Origin of the sequence: Streptomyces sp. NPDC003038 (genome assembly GCF_040611115.1) — a bacterium.
Lineage (GTDB): Bacteria > Actinomycetota > Actinomycetes > Streptomycetales > Streptomycetaceae > Streptomyces.
The window spans coordinates 1-24,004 of record NZ_JBEXNN010000050.1; the positions used below are offsets into that span (position 1 = coordinate 1).

Here is a 24,004-nt window from a genome sequence, read left to right on the forward strand (position 1 = left end):
GATCACGGGCGGAGCCAGAGTCGGACCGAGGTGACGGTGCCGTGGAAGATGTAGCCGCGCTTGCCGAATCTCGTGGCCACGGCCCACTTTTTGATCACGACAACGGAGAACCCCCATGTTCACGATTTCCTGGCAGCGTCCGCTCGTCCTGGCGGCGGCCTCCCTGGCTCTCGTCACCGGCACGGCGTGCGCCGCGCAAGCGTCGGGGTCCCACACCCCGGCCGGCATCAGCTCCTCGGCCGCCGTTGACCACCCGGAACCCTGCGCCATGATCGGCAAGGGCGGAGAGGGCGGTAAGGGCGGTAAGGGCGGAGAGGGCGGCAAGCCCGGTCAGCCGGGTGAACCCGGCAAGTCCGGCCGCCCGGGGTGCCTCCGGTTCGATGACCTGCCCGACAAGTCGAAGTCGGAGCTGACGGTGGTGGACAAGGTGTACATCGTCATGGTGATGCTGGCCGACGACTCGGACGCGACGAAGGAGAAGATCGCCAAGAAGTACGACATCTCTCAGGACCAGCTCGACACCTGGAAGAAGGACTACCTCGACGGCAACTGGTTCGCCCTGATGGAAGGTGATTTCCGCTCCTGAAACCGTGCAGGCGAGGGCGGTCAAGCAGGGGCGGAAAGGCTCCAGGAAGAAACGGGACCGGCGGGTCGAACCGCCGGCCTCCAGCTGACAGAAGGCGCGGAAAGCGAGCGAGCGGAACCGTGTCACGGAAAAGCGATTTCTCGGCAAGGGTGAATGTCATGCGTGTGCGTTCTTGGAAGTTCCGTCTCGGTCTCGTCGTCTCTTCGACCTTGCTCGGTGCCGGTGCGATGGCGCCGGCCGCCACGGCGGCGCCGGCGCAGCCGAACCAGTCGGCCGCGGCACCCGCCGGCCCCTACCTCGGCTCCCCGTTCGGCAACGGTGACAGCCGTTCGGGCGGCGGCAAGTCCGGCGGCGGCGTGAAGGTCGGCAAGGTCAAGGTGGCCAAGGTCAAGGTGGGCAAGGGAAGTGTCCGCGTCGGTGATGGGGTGTGCGCGGGCAACTGCACCGGATCGGTCAACGGCACCAACGGCGGCAACGGCGGGGTCTGTGCCGGGCTGTGCAACGGCAGCGCCAACGGCGGCAACGGCGTCGATGGCCGGCAGGGCGGCGACGGCACGAACGGCGGCAACGGCGGGGTCTGTGCCGGTGTCTGCCACGGCAGCGTCAACGGAGGCAACGGAGGCAACGGCGGGGCCGCGCCGGCCGGCGGTGACGGCGGCAACGGCGGCCGGGGCGGCAACGGCGGTACCTGCGTCGGCGTCGGCTGCCAGAGCAGCGGTCAAGGCGGCCGCGGCGGCAACGGCGGCGCCGGCTGACCCCCACCGGCTCCGCACCCCGACGGCGCCTTCACAGCCCGGCCTCCCGCCTCGCGACTGCCGCACCGGATGATCACACCGTGACCGGTCACCTCGGGATCGGCCTCGGTGCGGGAGGGCGGGCTGGGCGCCACGGCCGAAGGCCGGCGGCGAACCGCGCGCGGCGGTGACCGACCCGCTGGCGCCCAAGAAGGAGCGCCGCACGCACCACCGGCCGCAAACGGCCGGACGAGCAGCCGGTACTCCAGGGGCCCCCGTTCATCCTGCGCACCGGGGTCCCCCGGGCACATCCGCCCCGAGAACACACGGCACGTACCGCAAAGCCGGTACGTGCCGTCGGCATCCGGCCGCGGATCGCACGCGAACGCCCGTACACGGCCCATGCGGCCTGGACGACTGCCGGGTCCCGCCGCTGTCCCGGCCGGCGCCACCGCTCGTCCGTCCACACCTGCATCATCTGCATCATCGTGAACGGGCACTCCTGTGGATCACTGGATAGACTTTCGGGTAGGGATGAGCGGCCTGTCGCCCCCGGACACCGCAGCGGCGCCGAGCCGTCGTCGGACCGGGCAGGGTGAGGGAGGCGCCTGATGAGCACGGCATCGGACCCGGGCCTGTACACGGGCCGGGCCTCCGGTCTGATCGGGAAGCAGATCGCGGGCTACCGGGTCGAGCGCATGATCGGCCGCGGTGGCATGGCGGTGGTCTACTGTGCGAAGGACCTGCGCCTGGACCGTACGGTCGCGCTCAAGCTGATCGCCCCGGAGCGCGCCCGCGACGACACCTTCCGGCGCCGCTTCACCCACGAGTCGCGGGTGGCCGCGATGATCGACCACCCTCACATCGTGCCGATCTTCGAAGCCGGTGAGACCGACGGCGTCCTGTACATCGCCATGCGTTACGTCTCGGGTCCGGACTTGCGGGCCTTGCTGGACCGGGAGGGCCCGCTCCCCGTCGCGACCGCCCTGCGCATCGCCGCCCAGGTGGCATCCGCACTCGACGCGGCCCATGAGCACGATCTGGTGCACCGGGACGTCAAGCCCGGCAACATCCTGGTCGCCGCGGGCACCGACAGCGACCATCCCGAACACGTCTATCTCACGGACTTCGGACTGACGAAGAAGTCGCTGGCGCTCTCCGGGCTGACCGCCGCGGGCGAGTTCGTCGGCACGCTCGACTACATGGCGCCGGAACAGATCTCCGGCCGGCCGGTGGACGGCAGGTGCGATCTCTACAGCCTCGCCTGCGTCGTCTACGAAACACTCGCCGGCGGGCCGCCCTTCCAGCGCGACGAGGACGTGGCGCTGCTGTGGGCGCACCAGTACGACCAGCCTCCCGCCCTGTCCGAGAGGCGGCCGGGGATCGCGCCCGCCGCCGACGAGGTCCTGGCGAAGGCCCTGGCGAAGGTCCCCGAGGACCGTTACGACTCGTGCCTGGAATTCGTGGCGGCCCTGCGGTTGGCCACCGGGGGCGTCAGGGTGGATCCGCGGCCTCCCGGGACGTCGGGGAACGCCGTGCCGCCCCCGCAGCCTCCGGCCTGGGCGCTGCCGGTCTTCGGCGGCCCGCCCGGCGGGCGGTAGAGCGCTCCGCTCTGTACGCGGGGGCGCCGGTGACCGGGGCGTGGGTGGGCGGGGACGGGGGCGGGGGTGGGGGCGTGCGCGGGCGCCGGATCGCTTCCCTGGCGGTTTCCGCTGGGGTGGCCGGGCGTCACAGCCCCAGGGAGATGGCCAGGCGGGTCAGTTCCGCCGTGCTGTTGATGCCCAGCTTGGCCCGGATGCGGCGGAGGTAGGCGTCGACCGTGTGCTTGGAGAGCCCCATGTGGCGGGCCGTCTGCAGGTAGGTGCGCCCTGCGGCGATGTGTCCCAGTGCCTCCTGCTCACGCGGGGCCAGCGCAGGTGCAGGGGCTTCGGCGTGCGGCATGGTGAGTGTGAGGCTCATGGGATTTCCTCCGACGAATCGGTTCGGTCATCGCTGCTCTGCTCACGCCCTCGGAAGCAGGGGACATATGCCTGAATGTGGCTTTTTGTCCGTGTTGAAAAGCCTGCTCGCGCCACTTCATGACGGTGTCCGCCGACTGTCACAGGCGTGTCACAGGGCACGCCGCCCTCCGGGTGCTCGCCGTCCTCAGTACCCGACGAGGCCTCAGTACCCGACGAGGGACTGCTCGGCCCAGATGGTCTTGCCGATGGGGGCGTGCCGGGTGCCCCAGCGCTGGGCGAGCTGGGCGACCAGCAGCAGGCCCCGCCCTCCCTCGTCGAAGATCCGGGCCCGCCGCATGTGCGGGGCGGTACTGCTCGCGTCGGAGACTTCGCAGATCAGGGTGGTGTTCTCGTGGATCAGCCGCAGCTGGATGGGCGGCTCGCCGTAGCGGATGGCGTTGGTGACCAGTTCGCTGACCAGGAGCTCGGTGACGAAGGAGGCCTCCTCCAGCCCCCAGGCCGTCAGCTGGTCGGTGGTGTGGCGACGGGCGTGGGCGACGACGGAGGGGTCGGAGGACAGGTCCAGGACGACGACCTGGTCGGCATGCAGGGCCCGGGTCCGGGCGACGAGCAGGGCGACGTCGTCATCGGGAGGGTGAGTCAGCAAAGCCGTCAGTACGCGGTCGCAGACCGTCTCCAGCGTGGAGGCGGGACGGATGAGGGCTGCGAACATGCTGTCCAGGGCGTCGTCGAGGTCGTGGTCGCGGGCTTGAAGCAGACCATCGGTGTAAAGGGCGAGGATGCTGCCCTCGGGGAGCTCGACCTCGAGGGACTCGAAGGGCAGGCCGCCCAGGCCCAGCGGCGGGCCGTCCGGGACATCGAGGAGGTACACGGAGCCTTCCGGGGAGACCACGGCGGGCGGGGGGTGGCCGGCCCGGGCGACCGTGCAGTTGCGGGTGACCGGGTCGTAGACCACGTACAGGCAGGTGGTGCCGATGCCCCCGGCGGCTTCCCCGCCGGATTCCCGGTCGGCCTCGTCGGCGGACAGGTGGATGATCAGGTCGTCGAGGTGGGTGAGCAGCTCGTCGGGCGGCAGGTCGACGTCGGCCAGGGTGCGTACGGCGGTGCGCAGTCGGCCCATGGTGGCGGCGGCACGGATGCCGTGGCCGACGACGTCGCCCACGACCAGGGCCACCCGTGCGCCGGACAGCGGGATCACGTCGAACCAGTCGCCGCCCACGCCGGCCCCGGTAGCGGCGGGCAGGTAGCGGGAGGCGATCTCCAGTGCCGTCTGCTTGGGCATCGTGTGCGGGAGCAGGCTGCGCTGCAGCGTCATGGTGGTGGTGTGCTCCCGGGTGTACCGGCGCGCGTTGTGGATGCTGACGGCCGCTCGGGTCGTGAGTTCCTCGGCCAGCCACAGGTCTTCCGGCTGGAAGGGCTCGCGGCGCTGGTGACGGCTGAAGATGGCCAAGCCGAGAGTGATACTGCCGGCCCGCAGCGGCACCACCATCATCGAGTGGGTCCCGTACTCGCTGATCCAGGCGGCCCCTGGGTCCTGGGAGACCCATTGGGCGATGGCCGGGTCGGCTGTCCCGTACACGGCGCCACGGCCCGCGGCCAGACACTCGACGGGAGGTGACAGCGGCGGATAGACGGTCGTCTCTCCGACCGCGACCGGGGACTCCGGGCTTCCTTCGAGGATCGACCGCACAGCGGTACGGGCCACGGTGACCGGCCCTGCCACCGGGCCGGAGGACGGCTCGTCGCCGCGCGGGGGAGGTTCCAGCAGGTCGACGACTGCGAAGTCGGCGAGCCGGGGGACGGCGACGTCGGCCAGCTCCTGTGCGGTGCGGGCGCTGTCCAGGGTGGTGCCGATGTGGGCGTCGGCGACGTTCAGCAGGAGCATCTGCTGCCGGTCACCCTCGATCCCGGTCCTGTCGTGCGCGGCCAGGCACACGGCGCGCACCCGGCCGTCCTGGTCCCGCAAAGGGGCCAGCGAGGTCGCCCAGCCGTGGTCCGTGCTGGCGCCTGTGGGGCGGATGAAGGCATCCGCGTCCTGCGGCTCACCGGTCTCCAACGCCAGGCGCATCCTGCGCTCGGTCTCGTCGCTCACGGGATCCGGCGCGATTTCCGGCAGGCGCAGCCCGCGCATCTCGGCCTCGGTGAGGGAAAGCGTGCGCTCCATGCCGGCATTCGCCCGCACCAGCCGCAGGTCGGCGTCGAAGATCGCCAGGAAGCAGGGGGACTGGGTGAACGCCCATTCCTTCAGCGGTTCGTCCCAGGGCGTGCGGGGCGTGCCCGCCACGGCGGACACCACGAACCACTTGGTGCTCCCGCCGGTGGACGTCCAGCGGTGTGCGAGCAGTCCCAGTTCCAGCCGGTGGCCGTCCCGGTGCCGCAGTGCCACGGTGCCGCTCCACCGCTCCTGCCCGGGCGGGATCCGCCGCGCCGTATCGCCGTCGTCATCGGCGAGCAGGTGGGTGGCAGGCAGCCCCACGACCTCGGAGGGCACGTAGCCGAGCAGTCGATGGGCACCCTCACTCCACTCGGTCACGGTGCCCTGCTCGTTGATGCTGGCCGTGGCCGTGTATGCCGGCTCAGGGGAGGCGCCCGTCTCCTCCGGCCGCTCACCAGGAGAGGTGGGAAGTCGCTCCATCGCCGCTCATCTCGCCCTCGCTAGTTTCCTGCCCGCTGTCCCCACGGGAACCTGCACGGCAGGGGCTCCACTGACAAGCATGATCCAGCGGGGCAAGGAGCACCAACGCAGTACGGTCGCGGCCTGGGGAGGTGTCCTACTTCGCGGGGCGCCTGTCCGCCACCCGGTAGGGCTGGGTGTCGGGCCTCGCCACCGGCAGGTCCAGCAGAAGGCGGTCTTCCTTGGGAACCAGGGCGCGCGGGTCGACCGGGGCGCCCAGGACCGCGAGCTGGGCGAGGGCCCGGATGAAGTCACGTCCGCTGTCCGGCGCCACCCCTTCGGCGGGGACGACGTGAACGTCGCCGTGGCCGGTGAGGTTGCGGCGGACCGAGGTGAGGAGCGAGCTGCCGCCGGTCACCTGGAGGAAGACGCGGGCCCCCTGGTCGTAGGCGGTGCGGACGGCATCGCCGAAGCGGACCGGCGCGGACGCGTGACGGGCCCACAGCTCGCGCAGTCGGCCGGGGTCGGTGCAGACGGCCGCGTTCACGGACGAGACGAACGGCAGGGCGGGGCTGCTGACGGGGCGGTCGGCGAGGTCCGCGCGCATGGTCTCCTCGGTGGAGGCCATGCGCGGCGAGTGGAAGGCGTTGGACACCTCGAGCGTCATCGTGACGACCCCGGCTTCGGCGCAGGCCTGGCGCGTGGCGGCGAGCCCTCGCGGCGTGCCGCTGACCACGACCTGCTGCGGCTGGTTGTAGCAGGCGAGCCACACGTCGTCGATGCCGTTGATGAGCCGGCGGCAGGTCTCCTTGTCGCTCTGCACGACGAGCATCCCGCCCCGCGGGCCGGTCTCGGCCTGCCGGAGGGCCGCGCCGCGGTGGACCAGCAGCCGGATGGTGTCCTGGTCGGTGAGCGCTCCGGCCGCCGCGGCGGCGGCGAACTCTCCGGCGCTGTGGCCGAGGGCGAGGTCGGGAGTGATGCCGCAGTCGGCGAGGAGACGGGTGGCGGCCATCTGGACGGTACCGAGCAGGGGCTGGCACACATCGGTGGTGGCGGCGAGCCGCTGCCTGAGCTCCTCGGCGTCGCCGTGGGTGGTCGCGGCCTCGCCGTACAGCAGATCGGTGAGGTCGAAGCCGGTGTCCCGTCGGGCCACGGCGCTGAGGCCGTCGGCAGCCGCCCGGAAGCCGGTGAACCTCTCGTAGAGGTCCTGCATCATGCCCGGCCGCTGGCTGCCCTGGCCGGGGAAGAGGAAGGCGATGCGGCGCTGCGCGGCCGGCAGGGGTGCGTCGGCGACGAAGGCGCCGTCGCCGAGGTCGCCCCGGGCGCCGTCGGCGAGCTGCCGGCGGGCGTGGCGCAGCTGCCGGGTGAATCCGTCCGTGTCGGCGGCCACGATCGCGAGCCGGGCCGTCAGCGGCTCACGCGCGCCCAGGGTGTGGGCCAGTGCCGCGATCGGCGGGCGGGGTGTGCGGTCCAGCGTGTCGAGTACGTCGCCGATGTGCCGGTCCAGCAGCGCGCGGTTGCCGGCGGAGAGCAGGAGGAGGTGGGGTCCGGTGTCTTCGGCGCGCACCGAGAGGCGGCCGGGGGCTGGGGCGGGCTGCTCCTCCACAACCGCATGGACGTTCGTGCCGCCGAAGCCGGACGAGCTGACGGCGGTACGCCGCGGGGCGCCGACACCGCTCGGCCGGGGCCGCGCGGTGTCGGCGAAGCGCAGGCCCGCGGCGGAGATGCCCAGGTCCGGATGAGGGGTGGTCTGCGGCTGCGGCACGATCGTGCGGTGGTGGACGACCAGGGCCGTCTTGATCAGTCCCGCGATGCCTGCCGCGGACAGGGAGTGCCCGATGAGGGCCTTGCCCGAGGCGAGGTAGCACAGAGCGGGGTCGTCGTCGGGGTGCTCGGTGCGCAGCCGGCGCAGCGCTTCCGCCTCGGCACGGTCGCCGGCGGCGGTGCCGCCGCCGGTGACCGTGCCGAGGGCTTCGAGGAAGCCCACGGAAGAGGGCGGAACACCCGCGTCCTCATAGGCCCGGCGCATGGCGCGGAGCCGGCCTTCGGCGGTGGGGGCCAGCGGTCCGGGAGACGCGCCGTCAATGGCCGGTCCGATGCCCTTGATCACTGCGTAGACGCGGTCGCCGTGGGCGAGCGCGTCTACGATCGGCCGTATGACGACGGCGCCGGCACCTTCACCGAGGACGAAGCCGTCGGCCCCCTCGCCGAACGGGCGGCACACCCCGGTGGCGGACAGTGCGCGGAGCCCGGAGGAGCCGACCAGGCTGTCGGGGGTGAGGCTGAGGTAGACGCCGCCGACGACGGCGATCCGGCAGGTGCCTTGGCATACGTGGGCAATCGCCTGGTCGAGGGTGAGCAGTGAGCCGGAACAGGCGGCGGCGACGGCGAAGCCGGGGCCGCCGATGACGAACTGCCGGCTGACGGTGCCGGCCGCCATGTCGAGAAAGCTCCCCCGCAGGGTGAAGCGACTGTGTCCGTCGGCGAGCTCCTCTGCACCACGGAACATGGAGGCCCCCGATCCGGACGGCGTTTCGCTCCTGCTCTTGGCGACGCAGGACGGTCGGTTTCCACCGTGCCCGGATGAGGGATGAGGCCGTAGCCCCGGCTGTTCGTTACTTGACAGGAGCCGGCAAGGCAGTGGCGGCGCGGCGCGGCTCGAACCGGTACGTGGTCTCTGCGAGGCCCTGGCCGCCGGCCAGGCGGGCCTTGCACATCCCGCGGCGCGTCGTCAGCCGCACGCCGTACCGCAGAACGGTCTTGGGCGGGTTCCTCTACCGGCATGCGGCTGTGCCCACGTACCCCTGCGGGCAGGCGCCGGCGACCGCCCCTGGAGGGGCTGCGCTACGCAAGACGTCGGGCACCGGCTTGACCAGCAGTCACACGTTCCGTCATCCCTGCGGTCTGCCAGGGGAGTTGACCGCACGGCACGCGGATGCCCGGAGCGGTGGGGCCTCGTCGACGAGGAACGGGAAAGCGCCTGGCCGGTCACGCGCTCTGGTCGCTGTACCCGCAGACCCAGCCGAGGGCATCGTGTACCCCACGGGTGAAGTCACGCAGGTCGGCAGGGGTGGTGGGGTCCTCCAGCTGGACGACAGCCGCATCCACTTCGGCCGTCAGCAGCGGCAGATCCGGCACGCCCCGGCCATCGGCGCTTGTGACCGGGGCACGGGCCCTGCGTCCCAGAGCCCACTGGTAGGCGACGGCCGCGCCGATGGTGAACTGCTCCGGCCCCTGGGGTGGCGACGCCAGGCTCTTCAGCGCCAGGTCTACCGCGGCCAGGGGCCTGACCCCAGCGAGTGGCGCCGCGCTGTCGGCGCTCTTCCTCTTCTCGGGAATGGCCACGTCGCTCACCTCTCCATGCAACGGTCCTGTGCCGCGAACCTTCCAGTGCCCGGCTACCCAGTCTGGCGCGCTGAACGCGCCGAGTGCTCGTGGCAGGCAGATCCCGGGGCCTTCCGGTCGGTCTGGATCACAGTCGCCGGCCGGCGGAGCAGTGGTCCGACAGATGAAGCGGGGTTCATCTGTCGAGTGGTGGTCCTTGGGATCGGCCTCGGGCTGCCGCTCCCCGTCCGTGTGCACAAAAGATTATGAGAACAGGCAAAAAGCCTCGGATTATTTCCGAGGCAGATTCCATAGGGCCAATGGCCAGGGTGCGGCTGCTTTCTCCGCACCGCTCCGGCCGCCGCGCGTGAGGCGGCCCGCACGTTTCGCTTCCCTGCCGGTATTCGGCAGTCCGGCTGGGTGGCGTGACCGCCGGTTTTACCACCCAGTCGGACTGCGGACCGCAGTCGGCACCGTCCCACGGCAATCAGCTCCAGATCGCGGGAGCGCCGTGCCGTCGCCTGTCGTGCTTGTCAGTGGTGGTCGTGCTTGTCGTGGTGGTCGTGCTTGTTGTGGTGGTCGTGGTGCTTGTCGTGCTTGTTGTGCTTGTCGTGGTGCTTGTCGTACTTGTTGTGCTTGTCGTGGTGCTTGTCGTGCTTGTTGTTGTGCTTGTCATGCTTGTTGTGCTTGTCGTGCTTGTGCTTGTTGTGCTTGTGCTTGTCGTGGTGGTCGTGCTTGTCGTTGCCCTCGACGACGCTCACGACCGGCGCGGCGGGCATCGGAGACGCCGTCGCGGCGGAGACCGGCAGGATGACGGCACCGGAGAGCAGGGCACCCGAGGCGAGAGCCGTCGCGAGGCGGAAGCCCCGCCGCGTGGGACGGACGTCGTTGCGGGTGTCAATATTGCGGGTCATGAGTTTCTCCTACCGATAGAGAGGTTTGCTGGCATTCCCCGGAAATCCGGGGCGAAAATTGGCGGACCGTTTTCCGACCGGCGACGCCGCGCCGGCATAACCGGCGATGTGGTGAGAAAGGAGCATTCTCTGGGGGAGAATTCCGTCTTACCGTGCTGCCTCGTTGCCTTCCGGTGAGGCCCGCACTTCAAGTAAGCCCCACCGGCCCGGCAGGATCACGTTCCGAGGATTCGGGACTTGACGCGACCGGAAGCGTCAGGTAAACGCAGCGTGGAAACGCCACCGGGCGGGGGCGGGCGGGCTGCGGCGGGCGCACCGCGAGGGACCGCCACCATGCGGTGTGCGGTCACGTACCGCACGCATCCGGGCCGGCCCGCCCGGCGGGTCCCGTTCCGCTGTCCGACGGCGGTGCCTGCGCCTGGCCGAGTCCGTGCCGGGCGGGAGAAGACCGCCCTGGCACCCTGGGAACGGTTCGGATCGCCGGGCCGGGCCGGGCCGGCCGCCGGCGGCTCGTGACCTTGATGCGTCCATAGGCGCCGCGGATGGCCGGGCGAGTGGTCGAGGACGTCTTCACCGTGCTGGACGGACAGACCGTCGTCGTCCCGGCCACGGACGCGGCCGCTGATCGCCCCCCCCGTCATCGCCACCCGGAGGGCGGCCGTAGCGGTGGATGTCGAGCCGAAGCTCTGGAGTTCCTCAAGATGCGCTTGGCACGCCGACCGTGCGGGGCATCACCCTCACACAGATGAGAACGGGCAGGGGGGTGGAGGAAATGGAGTACGTGGTGGGCGTGGGGATCGTCCTCATCGTGCTGTTCATCGCGGCGGTAGTAGGAAGCGGAATCCATGGGTCCGGGCGAGGCCCGTCCCCGCGAGGCGGGTCGGGGGCAGGCCCGTCCCCGCGCGGCGGGTCGGGGGCAGGACCGTCCCCGCGCGGCGGGTCGGGGGGCGGCCGGTCGCGGGGAGGCGGGTCGGGGGGCGGCCGGTCGCGGGGAGGCGGGGGCGGTCACGCCTGCGGTGGCGGCTCGTCCTGCGGTGGCGACTGACGCGGCGCCGCAAGGCGGCCGGGCCCTCCGGGCGCCGGCCGCCTTGCGGGGAATGTCTCGGCAGTGACGTCCAGGTGCAGGCGAGCATGCGGGGCAGCGGGTGGGACAAGACGCCGGTGCGGTCCATCGCGGGCCCGGGGCCCCGCATCGAAACGACATCGTGCGTTCGATGGCCCGTCTGCGGCGGCCGAGCCGTTCGCCGGACGCCCCGGTCATCCGCGCTGGTTCACCGCGGAGCCGTTCACCAGCCTGCCCCGGGGGCCGGTGGCGGGTGGGCCTTCGATGCCTGGGCCGTGAGCATCAGGGCCGGCGATCAGGCTCGCGAGCAGCATGCAGCCGGCGGCCCACCAGAGGGCGGCGGTGTGGCCGTGCAGCACCATTGCGGCGATCTGCGGCGCCCGCGGCAAAGAGGACCAGGCCGACGGTCAGCATCCGTCGGCGGCCCATGAGGTCGGCGAGGTGCGGGTCCGGGGATGTACTGGGTCGCCACCCACGGCACGGCGGCGTCGGTGTCGGCGTCGAGCACGGCCGCCGTCCAACTCCCGCCCACCCGCCGGGCAGCGGCCACTTCACGGGCGAAGCGCCTGCGGAACTCGGGGTGCCCGGCGTACTGCGCCTGCCCTGCACCACCTTCACGGCCACGTGCGTCCGCCTTCGGAGCGGCCCAGACAGACCAGGCCCGTACCGCCCGCGCCCAGCCGGGCGATCAGGCGGTACGGGCCTATGCGGGTTCGGGTCTTCGGCGATCAGCTGGTCCACGGGGGGAGATGGTTCAACCATCCAACGTGGTGGGCCCATGGGGCGAAGCAGTGCCCCGCCCGCCCCGTGTCTCCGCGGCGGGCGGTCTGTCGGGCAGTCCGCCGGCGGGCGGCCCGATGGGGCGTGCTGTCCGCGCTCCGCCCGGCCGGTCGGTGACCGCTCACCGCGTCGCTCGGTCAGCGTCCTCTTGGCTTGGGTGCACCGCCTCGACCAGGGTGGAGAGCATGTCCACGGCGCTGCCGTCGTGGTCGCTGCCGGCGGTGCCGCTGCCGCTCTGGAGGTTGGCGGCCCGGTCGACCTCCACCACGGAGTCCGCGTGTGAGTTGTCGATCACGGTGATCAGGCTCTCGCTCGCCGCGGCGGGCGCCGCGACTCCTGCCATCAGGGCCACGGCGACGGCGGCGGCGGCCCGGAGCCGCGCTCCGGTCACACGCCTACCCTTTCGCGTGCGGCGGGCACGCTCCGGTGCCGCGCGATGTTCTTCGTCAGCAGCCTGGTGGACTCACCGACCCCGACCTCACCGCTCTCGTCCGTCGCCGGCAGCCGCCCGTCGGCGACCCGAAGCTCGGTGAGTGCCGTGTCCATCGCCCGGTGTGCCGCGAAGAGGCAGGGTGTGCTGTAGATCGCCACGTCGATGCCGAGCTCGGTCAGCTCGCTGAGCGAGAGGCGCGGCGACTTTCCGCCGGCGATCTGGTTGAACAGCAGCGGCTTGCCGCCGACCACCTCACGGATCCGCCGGATCCACTCCACACTGCGGACCCCGTCGACCAGGACGACGTCGGCGTCCGTGGCCGCGAGGGCCTCCGCCCGGTGGAGGATGTCGGCCTCCTCGGTGGCGTCCGTGCGCGCGACGACGACCATGTCCCTGCGGGTCGCCAGCACCATGTCCAGTTTCTCCAGGTACTCCGCGAGCGGCAGCACTTGCTTGCCGTCGGCGTGGCCGCACCTGCGGGGACGCTTCTGGTCTTCCAGGATGACCCCGGAGGCGCCGATGCGCTCCAGCCCCTCCACCACGTGGCAGGCCACCTCGGGATCGACGTAACCGTCATCGATGTCCACGAGCAGGTGGTGCTGGGGGAATGCTCCGCGCAGCCGCTGGACGAAGGCCACCATGTCCGGCCAGGCGATGAAGCCGATGTCGGGCAGCCCGTAGTACGAGGCGGCGAAGCCGAAGCCGGAGACGAACATCCCGTTGTAGTGCCCGGCGGCGACCGACGCCGAGTACATGTCGTAGACACCGATGAGGGGGGTCGTGCCCGGCTCGGCGATCGCTTCTCGCAGCTTGTTCCCGTAAGTCATCGTCCGGATCCTCCGAAGGGGTGCGTCATTGCATAGGGGCAAGGGTGAGTGGCCGCGACACGGCGGCTCTTTACCCAAAGCTGATCATTTCCTGGCCATTCGGAGAATCTCTCCCTACGCAGGCTTTGCTCACCCCAACGGCGTAGCCCGTTCACCACAGAAACGTCACTGGTACACGCCCAAATGCCCCTGCCGCGAAGCGGTTTGGTTTCGGCCGGGCGGGCCCGGGGCCTTCGGTGGAGCGCTCACCGTCGCGGCGGCCCTTGCCCACCGCGCGTGGGGGCGGTGCTGCGCGCGGCACCGCCCCCGCGCTGCGCTGGCTGCGACACGCCTGGCTGGACCCGGCGCGAGCCGGTGGTGAAGCGGATTATGGGACGAAGCTGGAAACGTGGGGCGCCTGCCCGTGCACCAGCAGCTCACCGAGTGGGGTGGAGTGATGGAGGACCCCGTACGTGATGCCGGCGCCGGCCTGCTGGCCGAGCCGGGCGACGAGGCGTACGCCGTCGTGGACGACCACGGCGCGCTCATCGCCTGGAGTCCCGGGGCGGAGCGCCTGCTCGGCTACACGGCGCAGGAGGTCCGGGGAAGGCGGGGGGCCGATCTGCTGGAGGGCGGGCCGGCCGCCGCCGGGCCGGCCGCGCGGTGTGGGGCCGGGGGCGCTGAGGTGGTGCGGTTGGGTGCGGTGGTGCTGCGTCACCGCAGTGGTCACTCGGTGGAGGCCGTGCTCCAGGTGCGTCGCCTGGTGTCGACGGCCGGTGACGGCCGGTGGCTGGTCCAGGCGTCGGACGCGGGCAGCGCCCGGCGCCGGGAGCTGGGTGCCGCACTGGTGAGGGGCTTGTTCACGGAGTCTCCGTTCGATATCGACGTCTTCGACACGGAGCTGCGGTTCCTGGCGCAGAATGCCGGGCGGCGCCGTGCGGGGTGGTTCGCGGGCAAGGATTTCACCGGGCACACGATGGCCGAGGTCGCGCCGCCGGGCCTGCTGGACACCGGTGCCTTCGAGGCGCGGCAGCGGCAGGTCCTGGAGAGCGGCGAGGCTCTGGTCCAGAGCGAGGTGCGCGGCCGGCTGCCCGCTGACCCGGACCGTGAGTACGTGTGGCTGGAGACGATCCTTCCGCTGCGTGATTCTTCCGGGGAGGTGATCGCGCTGGCCCATGCGGTGGCAGATGTGACCGAGCAGGCCAGGGCGCGGGAGCGGCTGGCGCTGGTGAACGCGGCGAGTACGCGGATCGGGAGCACGTTGGATGTGCTGCCGACCGCGCAGGAGCTGTGCAACGTGACCGTTCCGCGGTTCGCCGACCACGCCTACGTCAACCTGCTGACTCCCGTGTTCGGCGGCCAGGAGCCGGTGACCGGTCCGGTGGGTGAGGCCATGCCCCTGCGCCGCACGGCCATGGCCGCCATGCCGGGCACCCCGGCTGCGACGGTGGCCCGGGTGGGCGAGGTCGATCCCTTCATCTCGAGCGCGGCACCGCTGTTCACCGGTGCCATGACCGAGGGCAAGCCGCTGCTGATGACGGGTGAGGAGCTGGCCGGGGTACTCGCACCGATCGATCCCCGGGCGGCCGCGGAGACCTTGGAGGAGGCCATCTGCTCGTGGCTGCTGGTGCCGATGTCCGCGCGGGGCGCGGCTCTGGGTGCGGTGGAATTCGTACGCTTCAGGCCCAGCCGCCCGTTCGAGCAGGACGATGTGCTGCTCGCCCAGCAGCTCGTGGCGCGTGCCGCCGTCTGCATCGACAACGCCCGCCGCTACCAGCAGGAACGCAAGACGGCTCTGGCACTCCAGCGCAGTCTTCTCCCGCAGGAGCTTCCCGTCCTGGCCGCGGTGGAAGCGGTGTCCCGCTATCTTCCCGCCAGCGGGCACGCCGGGCTGGGAGGTGCCTGGTTCGACGTGATCCCGCTGTCGGGGGCCCGCGTCGCGCTGGTGGTGGGCGACGTGCCGGGGCAGGGCCTGCACGCGGCGGTGACCATGGGGCGCATGCGCACCGCGGTACGGACCCTCGCCGATCTGGACCTGCCCCCCGAGGAACTGCTCACCCGGCTCAATGATCAGGTCAACCGGTTCCAGGACGAGCACGGCGAGAACCTCGCCGGCAGGGCGGCCGGCACGACATGCGTGTACGCCGTGTTCGATCCGGTCTCACGGTCCTGCGCGGTGGCACGAGCCGGCCATCCGCCCCCCGCGAAGGTGTCGGCCGACGGAAGGGTCGACGTACTCGATCTGCCGGGCGGTCCCGCGCTCGGCCCGGCCGGTGCGCCGTTCGAGAGCGGCGAACTCACCCTCGATGACGGGGATCTCCTCGTTCTGTACACCGCGGGCCTGGTGAAGCCGGCGGGCCGGGACATCGACCCGGGGAGCCCGGGCACCGGTCCGGACACCGGCCTGCTGTACGAGGCCCTGGCGCAGGCGGGACCGATGGCGCCCGGTCCGTCCCGCCCCGCGTCCGGGCTCGATGACATCTGTGACCGGCTGGTGGGCCGGCTGGTGCCGGACCGGCCCGACGACGATGTGGCACTGCTGGCGGTACGCGTACGCGAACTCGACCCGGACCGCCACGTCACCTGGGACCTGGAAGCCGTACCGGAGATCGTCGGCCGGGCCCGGGCCCTCGCGAGGGGGAAGCTGGCGCAATGGGGACTGCAGGAGCTGGACTTCTCCACGGAACTGGTGGTCAGCGAACTCGTCACCAACGCCATCCGCTACGGCACCCCACCGCTCCAGCTGCGGCTGATCCGCGACCGCACTCTGATCTGCGAGGTCACCGACGCCAGCAGCACCTCGCCCCACATCCGGCGCGCCCTGGAGACCGACGAGGGCGGACGCGGGCTGTTCATGGTCGCCCAACTCGCCCAGCTCTGGGGCACCCGCTACCACGCCCGCGGCAAAACCATCTGGGCCGAACAGCCCCTGCCCGACGGCAACGGCGCCCACTCCCCCGCCGCTTGAGCGGTTGCGGTGAAGCAGCGCCGAGACTGATCACGGACGATCCCGGGGCTGCTCCGTTCGGACCACCGTCAGTGGGTTGGACGGGCGTGGCGGTTGCGGTCGTGTTCGACTGGTTGGGCTCCAATCCCCGTGTCCCCGTTGTGCAGGAGGTGGGTATGTCCCCCGCAGTGGTCGAGCTCATGGAAGAACTGGTCACCGATCCGCGCCGACAGCAGGCGTTTCACCGTTCGCCGCAGGAGTACGTCGCCGGCCGTGGGCTGAGCCCGGCTGAAGAGGCCGCGCTCACCTCCGGCGACGCGGACCGGGTCCGCGCTCTGCTGGCCGAGCACAGCCCCATCAAGGAGACCCCTCACGCGCTTGTCCTCTACGTCGCCGTCGACGAGAACTGATTCGCCGCAGGTGGGAACGCACGTGACACAGGCACCCGACGGTCCGGCGCAGACGCTCACCGCCAACGCGCAGCTGGTCGTGGTGGGCACCGGATACCGGGCCGTCGGGGATCTGACCATGGAGGCCAAGGCCAGCATCGAACGGGCTGACAAGGTGTTGTGCCTGATCGGGGACCCGCTGGTCACCCGGCACATCCAGCAGCTGAACCCCACGGTGGAGACTCTCGACGGCCACTACGCCGCGGGCAAACGCCGGCAGGTCTCCTATGAGGAGATGGTCCAGCGCATCCTCGCCGAGGTGCGCCGCGACCAGTTCGTGTGCGTCGCCCTGTACGGGCACCCCGGGGTGTTCGCCTACGTGGGGCACGAGGCGATCCGCCGAGCCCAGTCGGGCGGCATCCCGGCGAGGATGCTGCCGGCCAGCTCCGCGGAGGACTGGCTCTTCGCCGACCTGGGTCTGGACCCCGCGACCCGCGGCTGCCAGAGCTTCGAAGCCAGCGACTTCATCGTCCGCCGCCGCGTCTTCGACCCCACCAGCCTGCTGATCCTGTGGCAGGTGGGCGTCATCGGCATGGTGGACCGGGTCGCGGATTTCGACCCGCGCCCCGGCGCCGCGCTGCTGGTCGAACTCCTGGCCGCGCACTACCCCCGGGACCATCCCGTCACCGCGTACGAGGCTTCGCCCTACGTCGCCGCGCCGCCGCGGGCGGCCACCATCCCGCTGGCCAAGCTCCCCGACACCCCGATGAGCGCCGCCACCACCCTGGTGGTGCCGCCGCTGCCGCAGCGGCCGCTGGACCGGGAACTGCTGGCACGCCTGCGCGGCCGGGGCTGAACCGGACGCGCAGGCGTACCTTGACGGCCCGGCCGCGGCGGAGGCCACCGCGACCGGGCCGTCAGGCTGTCATGCGGGCTGTCCCGCGTCGGCCGCCTGCGGCGGGAGGTCCCCGCGCAGGTAGGCGTACACCGCCGCGTCCCGCCACCGGCCGGCACGCCAGTGCGCGCCGCGAGCGACCCCCTCGAGCGTCATCCCGATCTTCTCGCACACCACACGGGTGGCCGTGTTGTCCACGTCCACATGCGCCTCGATCCGGTTCGCCTGCGTGTGGGCGAACAGGTAGTCCCGCAGCTCCAGCCCCGCCGCCACCGCCCCGCCGGTGCCGCGCTCCTCCGGCAGCAGGCAGATCCCCGTGTTCCAGCACCGTGACACGGCGTTGTACCTCACGGCCCGCCACGTCACCGCCCCCACCGCGGCATCACCGCGGACCACCGCCAACACGCCCTCGTCATCCGTCAGCAACCGGTTCTGCTCCCAGCGTTTGCGCAGCCCCGCGCGCGCTTCACTCCATCCCGTCCACGCGAGTGGCCCCAACATCTGCGGGTCGTACGCCAACCGCTCGAGAACACCGAGATCACCCTCCTGAAAAGGGCGCAAACGCATCATGTCACTCATGACCGGCACACTACCCATTTCGGATATTCGCCCGATCCGCAACACCCGGCCCACCACTTCCCCGCGTACACCGAAGAAGGCACTCGCCTACGGCCTGGCCGCCGCCACCCTCACCGCCTGGTACGGCCTGGAGGCCCACTGGATGCTGCGCCGCCGCCGCCAGATCCGGACCCATCCGGTCCAGCCGCTGGCCGCGGAACGGCACAGCGGCCGCGTGCTCCTCGCCGCCGGGTTCCTCGGCCAGGCCGCCGCCGGCGCCCTGCTGTGTTACGCGCCCGGCCGCCGCCTGCTCGGCGACCGCGCCACCACCATCCTCATCGCCCTTCCCGGCGTCTGGACCGGACTGGCCCTGCGCCACCGGGCCGTGGCCACCCTCGGCGAACACCACCGCGTCACCGTCGACGTCCACCCCGGACAACCGCTGACCCGCACCGGCCTCTACCGCCACCTGCGCCACCCCTCCTACGCCGGCGGCCTCCTGGCCATCGGCTGCGCCGCCTTCAGCCTCGACCACCCCCCGGCAGCAGCCGTCCTCACCGGCTGCTCCCTCGCCGGCCAGCTCTACCGCATCCACGCCGAAGAAACCGTGCTCACCAAGGCCTTCGGCACCGCCTACACCGACTACTCGGCAACCACCGCACGCCTGATCCCCGGAGTCTGGTAAACCCCGCCCCACCCGTCGGGGACGGCGCCCGCCGGGGACGGGTCAGCCGGCGCTGACACGGATTTTGGACTGGCCGTGGCCGAGTTCCTCCCAGTCCTCCATGAACCGTGCTGTCAGCCCGTGCTGGGCGGCGAGGTCGACCAGGGTCTGGGTGCGGTAGTAGAAGTCCTCGCGCAAGACCTGGTGTTCGGCGCCGGTGGTGCGGTCGAAGGTGAAGTCGAAGTAGCCGCCGGGGGCCAGGACCCGGCCGACGTGGGCGAAACACTCCTCGATGACCTCGATCGGTGAGTGCGAGAACACGCTGTGGGCGTGGACGACGTCGAAGTAGCCGTCGGGCAGGAAGTCCAGCGTCAGGTTCCTGGTGATGGTCAGGTGCGGGACCTTGGCCTGAAGCCCCCGCGCGGTCAGCGTCCGCTTCGCGGCGATCAGGATGTCGGGCGATATGTCGATGCCGTAGTAGTGGCCCGCTTCGAGGTAGTCGATGAAGCGCCAGCCCGCGCGGAGGTTGCCGCAGCCGATGTCCAGCATGCGCGCCTCGGGCTTCAGCCCGTGGCGCAGGAGGTAGTCGAACTGCATCTGCCCCAGCGCCAGCCAGCGTTCGTGCGTCTGGCTGCCGACGGCGGCCTCGGGGTTGCGGCGGGTGTCGGAGGCCATCACGGCCCGGTAGTAGTTCACGTGGTCGGGGTGTTTGAAGGCCAGCCAGCGGTCGCGGGCGGCCCGCTTCAGATACGGGGCGATGCGGTCCGGGCGGCTCGCGGCGTAGCGGACCTTGTGGACGAGGGATTCGCGGTTGGCGACGAGGTTCTTCTTGGTGGCCATGCCTACTCCATCTCCGGTCTCCCGCATCGGGGCGGATCTTCACGCGCCACTAGAGGTCGGTCACCGGCACATACAGACCAGATGCCCATGCCGGTGATCGCGGGGCCCCGCACGGTGAGCCCCTTGAAACCCAGCGTCACACCACCCCCGGCAGGCGGCCCGCCAGACGCCTCCACCCGGGCGCACGGCCGCTCACGCGGGGCCGCTTCCCCTCCCCGCACCGCCCAGAGATTCGAAAATGTGTGTGAATAAATGGGTGGAGCTGCGCAGGGCGGCCACGGCCGGGCCGGGCGCGGGACCGGGAGCACGGAGCGCTCAAGGGGTGGTCGAGGGCGGCTCGAATTCGGCGCGGCGAGGGCTCAGCGGCCCTATGATCGCGGTGACTTGACGATTCGATGACCCGTCCCCGAAGAATCGATGACCGACAAGCTCCGAGGACGGGCGAGCAGGGGGACACACGATGGAGACCGCACGTTTGGCCTCGCTGATCGCCGCAACGGTCACGATGGGGTTGGTCAGTGGCCTGTTCTACGGGTTCTCCGTCTCCGTGATGCCCGGTCTGAAGCGGACCGACGACCGTACGGTCATCGAGGTCATGCAGCGCATCAACGTGGCCATCCTCAACGGCTGGTTCGTCCTCGGCTACATCGGCGCGTTGCTCTTCACCGCGCTGGCCGTGGCCCTGCACATTCCGTCCGACGGGCGTGAGGTGCTGCCCCCGCTGGTCGCGGCGCTGGTGTGCTACGTCGTGTCGATGGGTGTCACCAACAAGGTGAACATCCCGCTGAACAACGCTCTGGAGAAGGCCGGACCGGTCGGGCGCATCGGCGATCCGGCTGCCGTGCGCCGGGCTTTCGAGGGTCCCTGGGCCCGCGCGAACGTGTGGCGCACGCTGCTGTGCACGGCTGCGGTCGGTTTTCTCGCCTGGGCGCTGTACCTGCACGGCCAGACCCGCTGACCGCCTTCGCCCCCGGTACGTGTGAAGTCCCCCGGCCGGTGGCCGGGGGACTTCGTGCGTGCGCGGGGTCAGCGGGTGGCGCGGCCGTAGAGGATCAGGGCCCGGGAGAGGGCGGTGAGGGCCACCGTGCACAGCAGCGTGCGGATGATGTTGGTGGCGGCCCAGGTGCCCTTGAACGTGTCGACGATGGAGAAGTCCGTCATCCTCGCCGCGTCGCCGGCCTCGGCCAGCTCGTTGTTGAGCGGGATGTTCACGCAGAAGGTGATCACCAGGACGATGAAGTAGGCCAGGGCGGCCGCCGCGACCCAGATCGCCACGCCCCGGCGGCCCTTGCGGAACTCGACGATCGCCGAGGCGGCGGATGCCAGCAGGGCGAGGACGAAGGCCATGCCGAAGAGCCCGTTGCCGTCGATGGCCGCGTTGAAGGACTGCATCGCGGTGACGTAGGTGCGCTCGTCTCCGGTGGCCAGGCCCGGCATCACCGAGACGTCGAAGGCGAAGAAGAGGCCCGCCATCAGGCCGACGAGGATCGTCGAGACCAGGAGGAGGGCTGTGGCCGCCTTGCCGCGCTCGGTGGTCGCCGGCCCGGGCGGCGCGGTGGAGTGGGGCGGGGCCGCATACGGGCTCGGGCCGCCGGCGGGGTACTGCGGGGGGCCACCGGCCGGATTGGGGTTCATGGGACATCCTCATCTGGGGTCGTGGGAATACTGCTCGCCCTCGGCACGGACATCCGATCGTGGCACTCCCCCGGGTACCCGGCCATGGGGATTCCACCGGCCCTCGAGCGGGGTTCGAGGGCCGGTGGCGGAAACCGTTCGGCGGTGATGGGGTCAGTAGCGGTAGTGGTCGGGCTTGTAGGGGCCGTCCGCGTCGATGCCGATGTAGGCGGCCTGCTCGGGGCGCAGGCGGGTGAGTTTGACGCCGAGGGCGTCGAGGTGGAGGCGGGCGACCTTCTCGTCGAGGTGCTTGGGCAGCACGTACACGCCGGTGGGATAGTCGGTCGGCTTGGTGAAGAGCTCGATCTGGGCCAGGGTCTGGTCGGCGAAGCTGTTCGACATGACGAAGGACGGGTGGCCGGTGGCGTTGCCCAGGTTCAGCAGGCGGCCCTCCGACAGGACGATGAGGACCTTGCCGTCGGGGAACGTCCAGGTGTGGACCTGCGGTTTGACCTCGTCCTTGACGATGCCGGGAATCTGCGCGAGACCGGCCATGTCGATCTCGTTGTCGAAGTGGCCGATGTTGCCCACGATCGCCTGGTGCTTCATCCGGGCCATGTCGGCGGCCATGATGATGTCCTTGTTGCCGGTGGTCGTGATGAAGAGGTCCGCCGTCTCCACCACCTCGTCCAGGGTGGTCACCTGGTAGCCGTCCATCGCCGCCTGGAGCGCGCAGATGGGGTCGATCTCGGTGACGATGACGCGGGCGCCCTGGCCGCGCAGCGACTCCGCGCAGCCCTTGCCGACATCTCCGTAGCCGAAGACCACCGCGGTCTTCCCGCCGATCAGGACGTCGGTGGCCCGGTTGATGCCGTCGATCAGGGAGTGCCGGCAGCCGTACTTGTTGTCGAACTTCGACTTCGTCACCGCGTCGTTCACATTGATCGCCGGGAAGAGCAGGGCCCCGTCACGGTGCATCTCGTACAGACGGTGCACCCCGGTGGTGGTCTCCTCCGTCACACCGCGGATCTCCGCCGCCAGCGCCGTCCAGTCGATACGACTGCCGCGCAGAAGGCTGAGGACCAGCGCCATCTCCTCGTTCTCAGCGGTGGAAGGGTCCGGAACCGCGCCCGCCTTGGCGTACTCGACGCCCTTGTGGACCAGCAGCGTCGCGTCACCCCCGTCATCCAGGATCATGTTCGGGCCCGCGTGCCCGGGCCAGGTCAACGCCTGCTCCGTGCACCACCAGTACTCCTCCAGCGTCTCGCCCTTCCACGCGAAGACCGGAATACCGGCAGCGGCCATCGCCGCCGCCGCATGGTCCTGCGTCGAGTAGATGTTGCACGACACCCACCGGACCTGCGCACCCAGCGCCACCAGCGTCTCGATCAACACCGCCGTCTGCACCGTCATGTGCAGCGACCCCGTGATCCGCGCCCCGGCCAGCGGCCGCGCAGCGGCGTACTCCCTGCGGATCGACATCAGACCCGGCATCTCATGCTCGGCGAGGGTGATCTCCTTACGGCCGAAGTCCGCGAGTGAGAGATCTGCGACCTTGAAGTCCATGGGGTCTACTCCGTGATGGTGGTGGTGGCTGAGTTCTGGCTGACGTTCAGGTTCTGATGGATCTCTAGAGTCGCGGTGGACTTGTTGAGGGTGATGTAGTGCAGGCCGGGTGCACCCTCGGCGAGGAGGCGCTCGGACATGGCGGTCGCGTACTCGACACCGATGCGGTGGCCGGCCGCCGGGTTGTCCTTCGCCGCTTCGAGTTTCTGCGCGAGTGCGTGAGGGAAGCGGGCGTCGCTGAGTTCGGCGAAGCGCCGGATCTGGCGGAAGTCGGTCGCCGGCATGATCTCGGGGATGACCGGGGTCAGGCAGCCCACGGAGGCGAGCCGGTCACGCAGGCGCAGGTAGTCCTCGGCGTGGAAGAACATCTGGGTGATGGCGTAGTCCGCGCCGGCCCGGCACTTGGCGGCGAAGTGCCCGATGTCCTCGGCCCAGGACGGCGAGCGGGGGTGGCGCTCGGGGAAGGCCGCCACGCCTACCGAGAAGTCCCCCAACTGCCGGATGAGGGTGACCAGTTCGTGGGCGTGGGTGAGGCCGTCGGGGTGGGGTGTCCACTGCCCCTTGGGGTCGCCGGGCGGGTCTCCGCGCAGGGCGAGGACGTCGCGGATGCCCGCGTCGGCGTACTGGCCGATGATGTGGCGCAGTTCGGCGATCGAGTGGCCGACGGCGGTCAGGTGGGCGACCGGGCGCAGGGTGGTCTGTGCGGCGATGCGTTGGGTGACCTCGACGGTGCGGTCGCGGGAGGATCCGCCGGCGCCGTAGGTGACGGAGACGAAGGAGGGTGCGAGCGGCTCGATACGGCGGATCGCGGCCCACAGGGTTCGCTCGCCGGCGTCGCTCTTCGGGGGGAAGAACTCGAAGGAGAAGCTCCGCCGGCCCTGGGCCAGCAGCTCGCGGACGCCGAGGGTGGTGGCGGGGGCGGACGTGCGGGGGCGTTCGCTGGTGACGGCCACAGCAGCCGGCATGTCGGGCTCCTTTCCGGCTCATTGGGGCTCAGCGTGCGTTGAAGTACTTGGCTTCTGGGTGGTGGATGACGATGGCGTCGGTGGACTGCTCGGGGTGGAGCTGGAACTCCTCGGAGAGGTGGACGCCGATCCGCTCAGGCTGGAGGAGGCCGGCGATCTTGACGCGGTCCTCCAGGTCGGGGCAGGCGCCGTAGCCGAGGGAGAAGCGGGCGCCGCGGTACTTGAGGTCGAACAGGTCGTTCAAAAATGGTGCGGTCTCGACCTTGGCGGGGTCCTCGCCGCCGAATCCGAGCTCGGCGCGGACGCGGGCGTGCCAGTACTCGGCCATGGCCTCGGCCAGCTGGACGGAGA

At 70.9% G+C, this 24,004-nt stretch carries 22 protein-coding genes and 2 pseudogenes; 9 read left to right on the forward strand and 15 right to left on the reverse strand.

Annotated features, from left to right (window positions below; translation table 11 throughout):
- Window positions 1-115 precede the first annotated feature (115 nt).
- From ABZX75_RS32020 to ABZX75_RS32030, 3 genes are all read left to right on the forward strand, one after another.
- Window positions 116-586, forward strand: coding sequence for a hypothetical protein (locus tag ABZX75_RS32020; protein ID WP_355416980.1), 471 nt, complete (start codon window positions 116-118; stop codon window positions 584-586).
- Window positions 587-744: 158 nt separating this feature from the next.
- Complete coding sequence (locus tag ABZX75_RS32025) at window positions 745-1,341, forward strand: hypothetical protein (RefSeq protein ID WP_355416983.1); 597 nt, start codon at window positions 745-747, stop codon at window positions 1,339-1,341.
- Between the two features lie 590 nt (window positions 1,342-1,931).
- Window positions 1,932-2,921 carry a serine/threonine-protein kinase gene (locus tag ABZX75_RS32030; RefSeq protein WP_355416986.1) on the forward strand — a complete coding sequence of 330 codons (990 nt, stop codon included), beginning with the start codon at window positions 1,932-1,934 and terminating at the stop codon, window positions 2,919-2,921.
- 127 nt (window positions 2,922-3,048) lie between these two features.
- Here the strand turns inward: ABZX75_RS32030 and ABZX75_RS32035 are convergent, their stop codons facing one another.
- The 5 genes from ABZX75_RS32035 to ABZX75_RS32055 all read right to left on the reverse strand — a co-directional run bounded on the left by ABZX75_RS32035 (window position 3,049) and on the right by ABZX75_RS32055 (window position 10,133).
- Window positions 3,049-3,279, reverse strand: coding sequence for a helix-turn-helix transcriptional regulator (locus tag ABZX75_RS32035; RefSeq protein WP_355416989.1), 231 nt, complete (start codon window positions 3,277-3,279; stop codon window positions 3,049-3,051).
- Between the two features lie 204 nt (window positions 3,280-3,483).
- Window positions 3,484-5,916, reverse strand: a complete 2,433-nt coding sequence (locus ABZX75_RS32040; RefSeq protein WP_355416992.1) for a SpoIIE family protein phosphatase — start codon at window positions 5,914-5,916, stop codon at window positions 3,484-3,486.
- 136 nt (window positions 5,917-6,052) lie between these two features.
- A complete protein-coding gene (locus ABZX75_RS32045; RefSeq protein WP_355416995.1) occupies window positions 6,053-8,404 on the reverse strand; it encodes a type I polyketide synthase in 2,352 nt (783 codons plus the stop codon).
- A gap of 479 nt (window positions 8,405-8,883) precedes the next feature.
- Window positions 8,884-9,240 carry a hypothetical protein gene (locus ABZX75_RS32050; RefSeq protein ID WP_355416998.1) on the reverse strand — a complete coding sequence of 119 codons (357 nt, stop codon included), beginning with the start codon at window positions 9,238-9,240 and terminating at the stop codon, window positions 8,884-8,886.
- 512 nt (window positions 9,241-9,752) lie between these two features.
- A complete protein-coding gene (locus tag ABZX75_RS32055) occupies window positions 9,753-10,133 on the reverse strand; it encodes a hypothetical protein (protein ID WP_355417001.1) in 381 nt (126 codons plus the stop codon).
- Between the two features lie 491 nt (window positions 10,134-10,624).
- On the opposite strand from ABZX75_RS32055, the pseudogene ABZX75_RS32060 reads away from it, so the two are divergent.
- A pseudogene (locus ABZX75_RS32060) lies at window positions 10,625-10,744 on the forward strand (IS110 family transposase); the annotation flags it as partial.
- Between the two features lie 646 nt (window positions 10,745-11,390).
- Here the strand turns inward: ABZX75_RS32060 and ABZX75_RS32065 are convergent.
- From ABZX75_RS32065 to ABZX75_RS32080, 4 genes and pseudogenes are all read right to left on the reverse strand, one after another.
- Complete coding sequence (locus ABZX75_RS32065; RefSeq protein WP_355417043.1) at window positions 11,391-11,558, reverse strand: hypothetical protein; 168 nt, start codon at window positions 11,556-11,558, stop codon at window positions 11,391-11,393.
- A gap of 80 nt (window positions 11,559-11,638) precedes the next feature.
- Window positions 11,639-11,958, reverse strand: a pseudogene (locus ABZX75_RS32070) (serine/threonine protein kinase); the annotation flags it as partial.
- Between the two features lie 139 nt (window positions 11,959-12,097).
- Window positions 12,098-12,367 (reverse strand): hypothetical protein, encoded by a 270-nt coding sequence (locus ABZX75_RS32075; protein WP_355417004.1) that lies wholly within the window; start codon window positions 12,365-12,367, stop codon window positions 12,098-12,100.
- Window positions 12,364-13,236, reverse strand: a complete 873-nt coding sequence (locus tag ABZX75_RS32080; protein WP_355417007.1) for an isocitrate lyase/PEP mutase family protein — start codon at window positions 13,234-13,236, stop codon at window positions 12,364-12,366. Before ABZX75_RS32080 ends, ABZX75_RS32075 begins: the two co-directional genes overlap by 4 nt.
- 388 nt (window positions 13,237-13,624) lie before the next feature.
- On the opposite strand from ABZX75_RS32080, the gene ABZX75_RS32085 reads away from it, so the two are divergent.
- From ABZX75_RS32085 to ABZX75_RS32095, 3 genes are all read left to right on the forward strand, one after another.
- A complete protein-coding gene (locus ABZX75_RS32085) occupies window positions 13,625-16,183 on the forward strand; it encodes a SpoIIE family protein phosphatase (protein ID WP_355417010.1) in 2,559 nt (852 codons plus the stop codon).
- Between the two features lie 155 nt (window positions 16,184-16,338).
- On the forward strand, window positions 16,339-16,572 hold the full coding sequence (locus ABZX75_RS32090; protein ID WP_355417013.1) for a hypothetical protein: 234 nt from the start codon (window positions 16,339-16,341) through the stop codon (window positions 16,570-16,572).
- 22 nt (window positions 16,573-16,594) lie between these two features.
- A complete protein-coding gene (locus ABZX75_RS32095) occupies window positions 16,595-17,407 on the forward strand; it encodes an SAM-dependent methyltransferase (protein WP_355417016.1) in 813 nt (270 codons plus the stop codon).
- 69 nt (window positions 17,408-17,476) lie between these two features.
- Here ABZX75_RS32095 and ABZX75_RS32100 read toward each other — a convergent pair whose 3' ends face one another.
- Complete coding sequence (locus ABZX75_RS32100; protein WP_355417040.1) at window positions 17,477-18,043, reverse strand: GNAT family protein; 567 nt, start codon at window positions 18,041-18,043, stop codon at window positions 17,477-17,479.
- Here ABZX75_RS32100 and ABZX75_RS32105 point away from each other — a divergent pair.
- A complete protein-coding gene (locus tag ABZX75_RS32105) occupies window positions 18,024-18,689 on the forward strand; it encodes an isoprenylcysteine carboxylmethyltransferase family protein (protein WP_355417019.1) in 666 nt (221 codons plus the stop codon). The genes ABZX75_RS32100 and ABZX75_RS32105 overlap by 20 nt on opposite strands.
- A gap of 42 nt (window positions 18,690-18,731) precedes the next feature.
- On the opposite strand, the gene ABZX75_RS32110 is transcribed toward ABZX75_RS32105, so the two are convergent.
- Complete coding sequence (locus tag ABZX75_RS32110) at window positions 18,732-19,508, reverse strand: class I SAM-dependent methyltransferase (RefSeq protein WP_355417022.1); 777 nt, start codon at window positions 19,506-19,508, stop codon at window positions 18,732-18,734.
- Between the two features lie 460 nt (window positions 19,509-19,968).
- On the opposite strand from ABZX75_RS32110, the gene ABZX75_RS32115 reads away from it, so the two are divergent.
- Window positions 19,969-20,466, forward strand: a complete 498-nt coding sequence (locus ABZX75_RS32115) for an anthrone oxygenase family protein (protein WP_355417025.1) — start codon at window positions 19,969-19,971, stop codon at window positions 20,464-20,466.
- Between the two features lie 68 nt (window positions 20,467-20,534).
- Here ABZX75_RS32115 and ABZX75_RS32120 read toward each other — a convergent pair whose 3' ends face one another.
- From ABZX75_RS32120 to ABZX75_RS32135, 4 genes are all read right to left on the reverse strand, one after another.
- Window positions 20,535-21,143: an anthrone oxygenase family protein gene (locus ABZX75_RS32120; RefSeq protein WP_355417028.1), complete on the reverse strand. Its 609-nt coding sequence runs from the start codon at window positions 21,141-21,143 to the stop codon at window positions 20,535-20,537.
- Between the two features lie 153 nt (window positions 21,144-21,296).
- Window positions 21,297-22,688 carry an adenosylhomocysteinase gene (gene ahcY, locus ABZX75_RS32125; protein WP_355417031.1) on the reverse strand — a complete coding sequence of 464 codons (1,392 nt, stop codon included), beginning with the start codon at window positions 22,686-22,688 and terminating at the stop codon, window positions 21,297-21,299.
- Between the two features lie 5 nt (window positions 22,689-22,693).
- Window positions 22,694-23,653, reverse strand: a complete 960-nt coding sequence (gene metF / locus ABZX75_RS32130; protein ID WP_355417034.1) for a methylenetetrahydrofolate reductase [NAD(P)H] — start codon at window positions 23,651-23,653, stop codon at window positions 22,694-22,696.
- A 28-nt stretch (window positions 23,654-23,681) separates the two neighbouring features.
- On the reverse strand, window positions 23,682-24,004 hold a 323-nt coding region (locus ABZX75_RS32135; protein ID WP_355417037.1), incomplete at its 5' end, for a vitamin B12 dependent-methionine synthase activation domain-containing protein.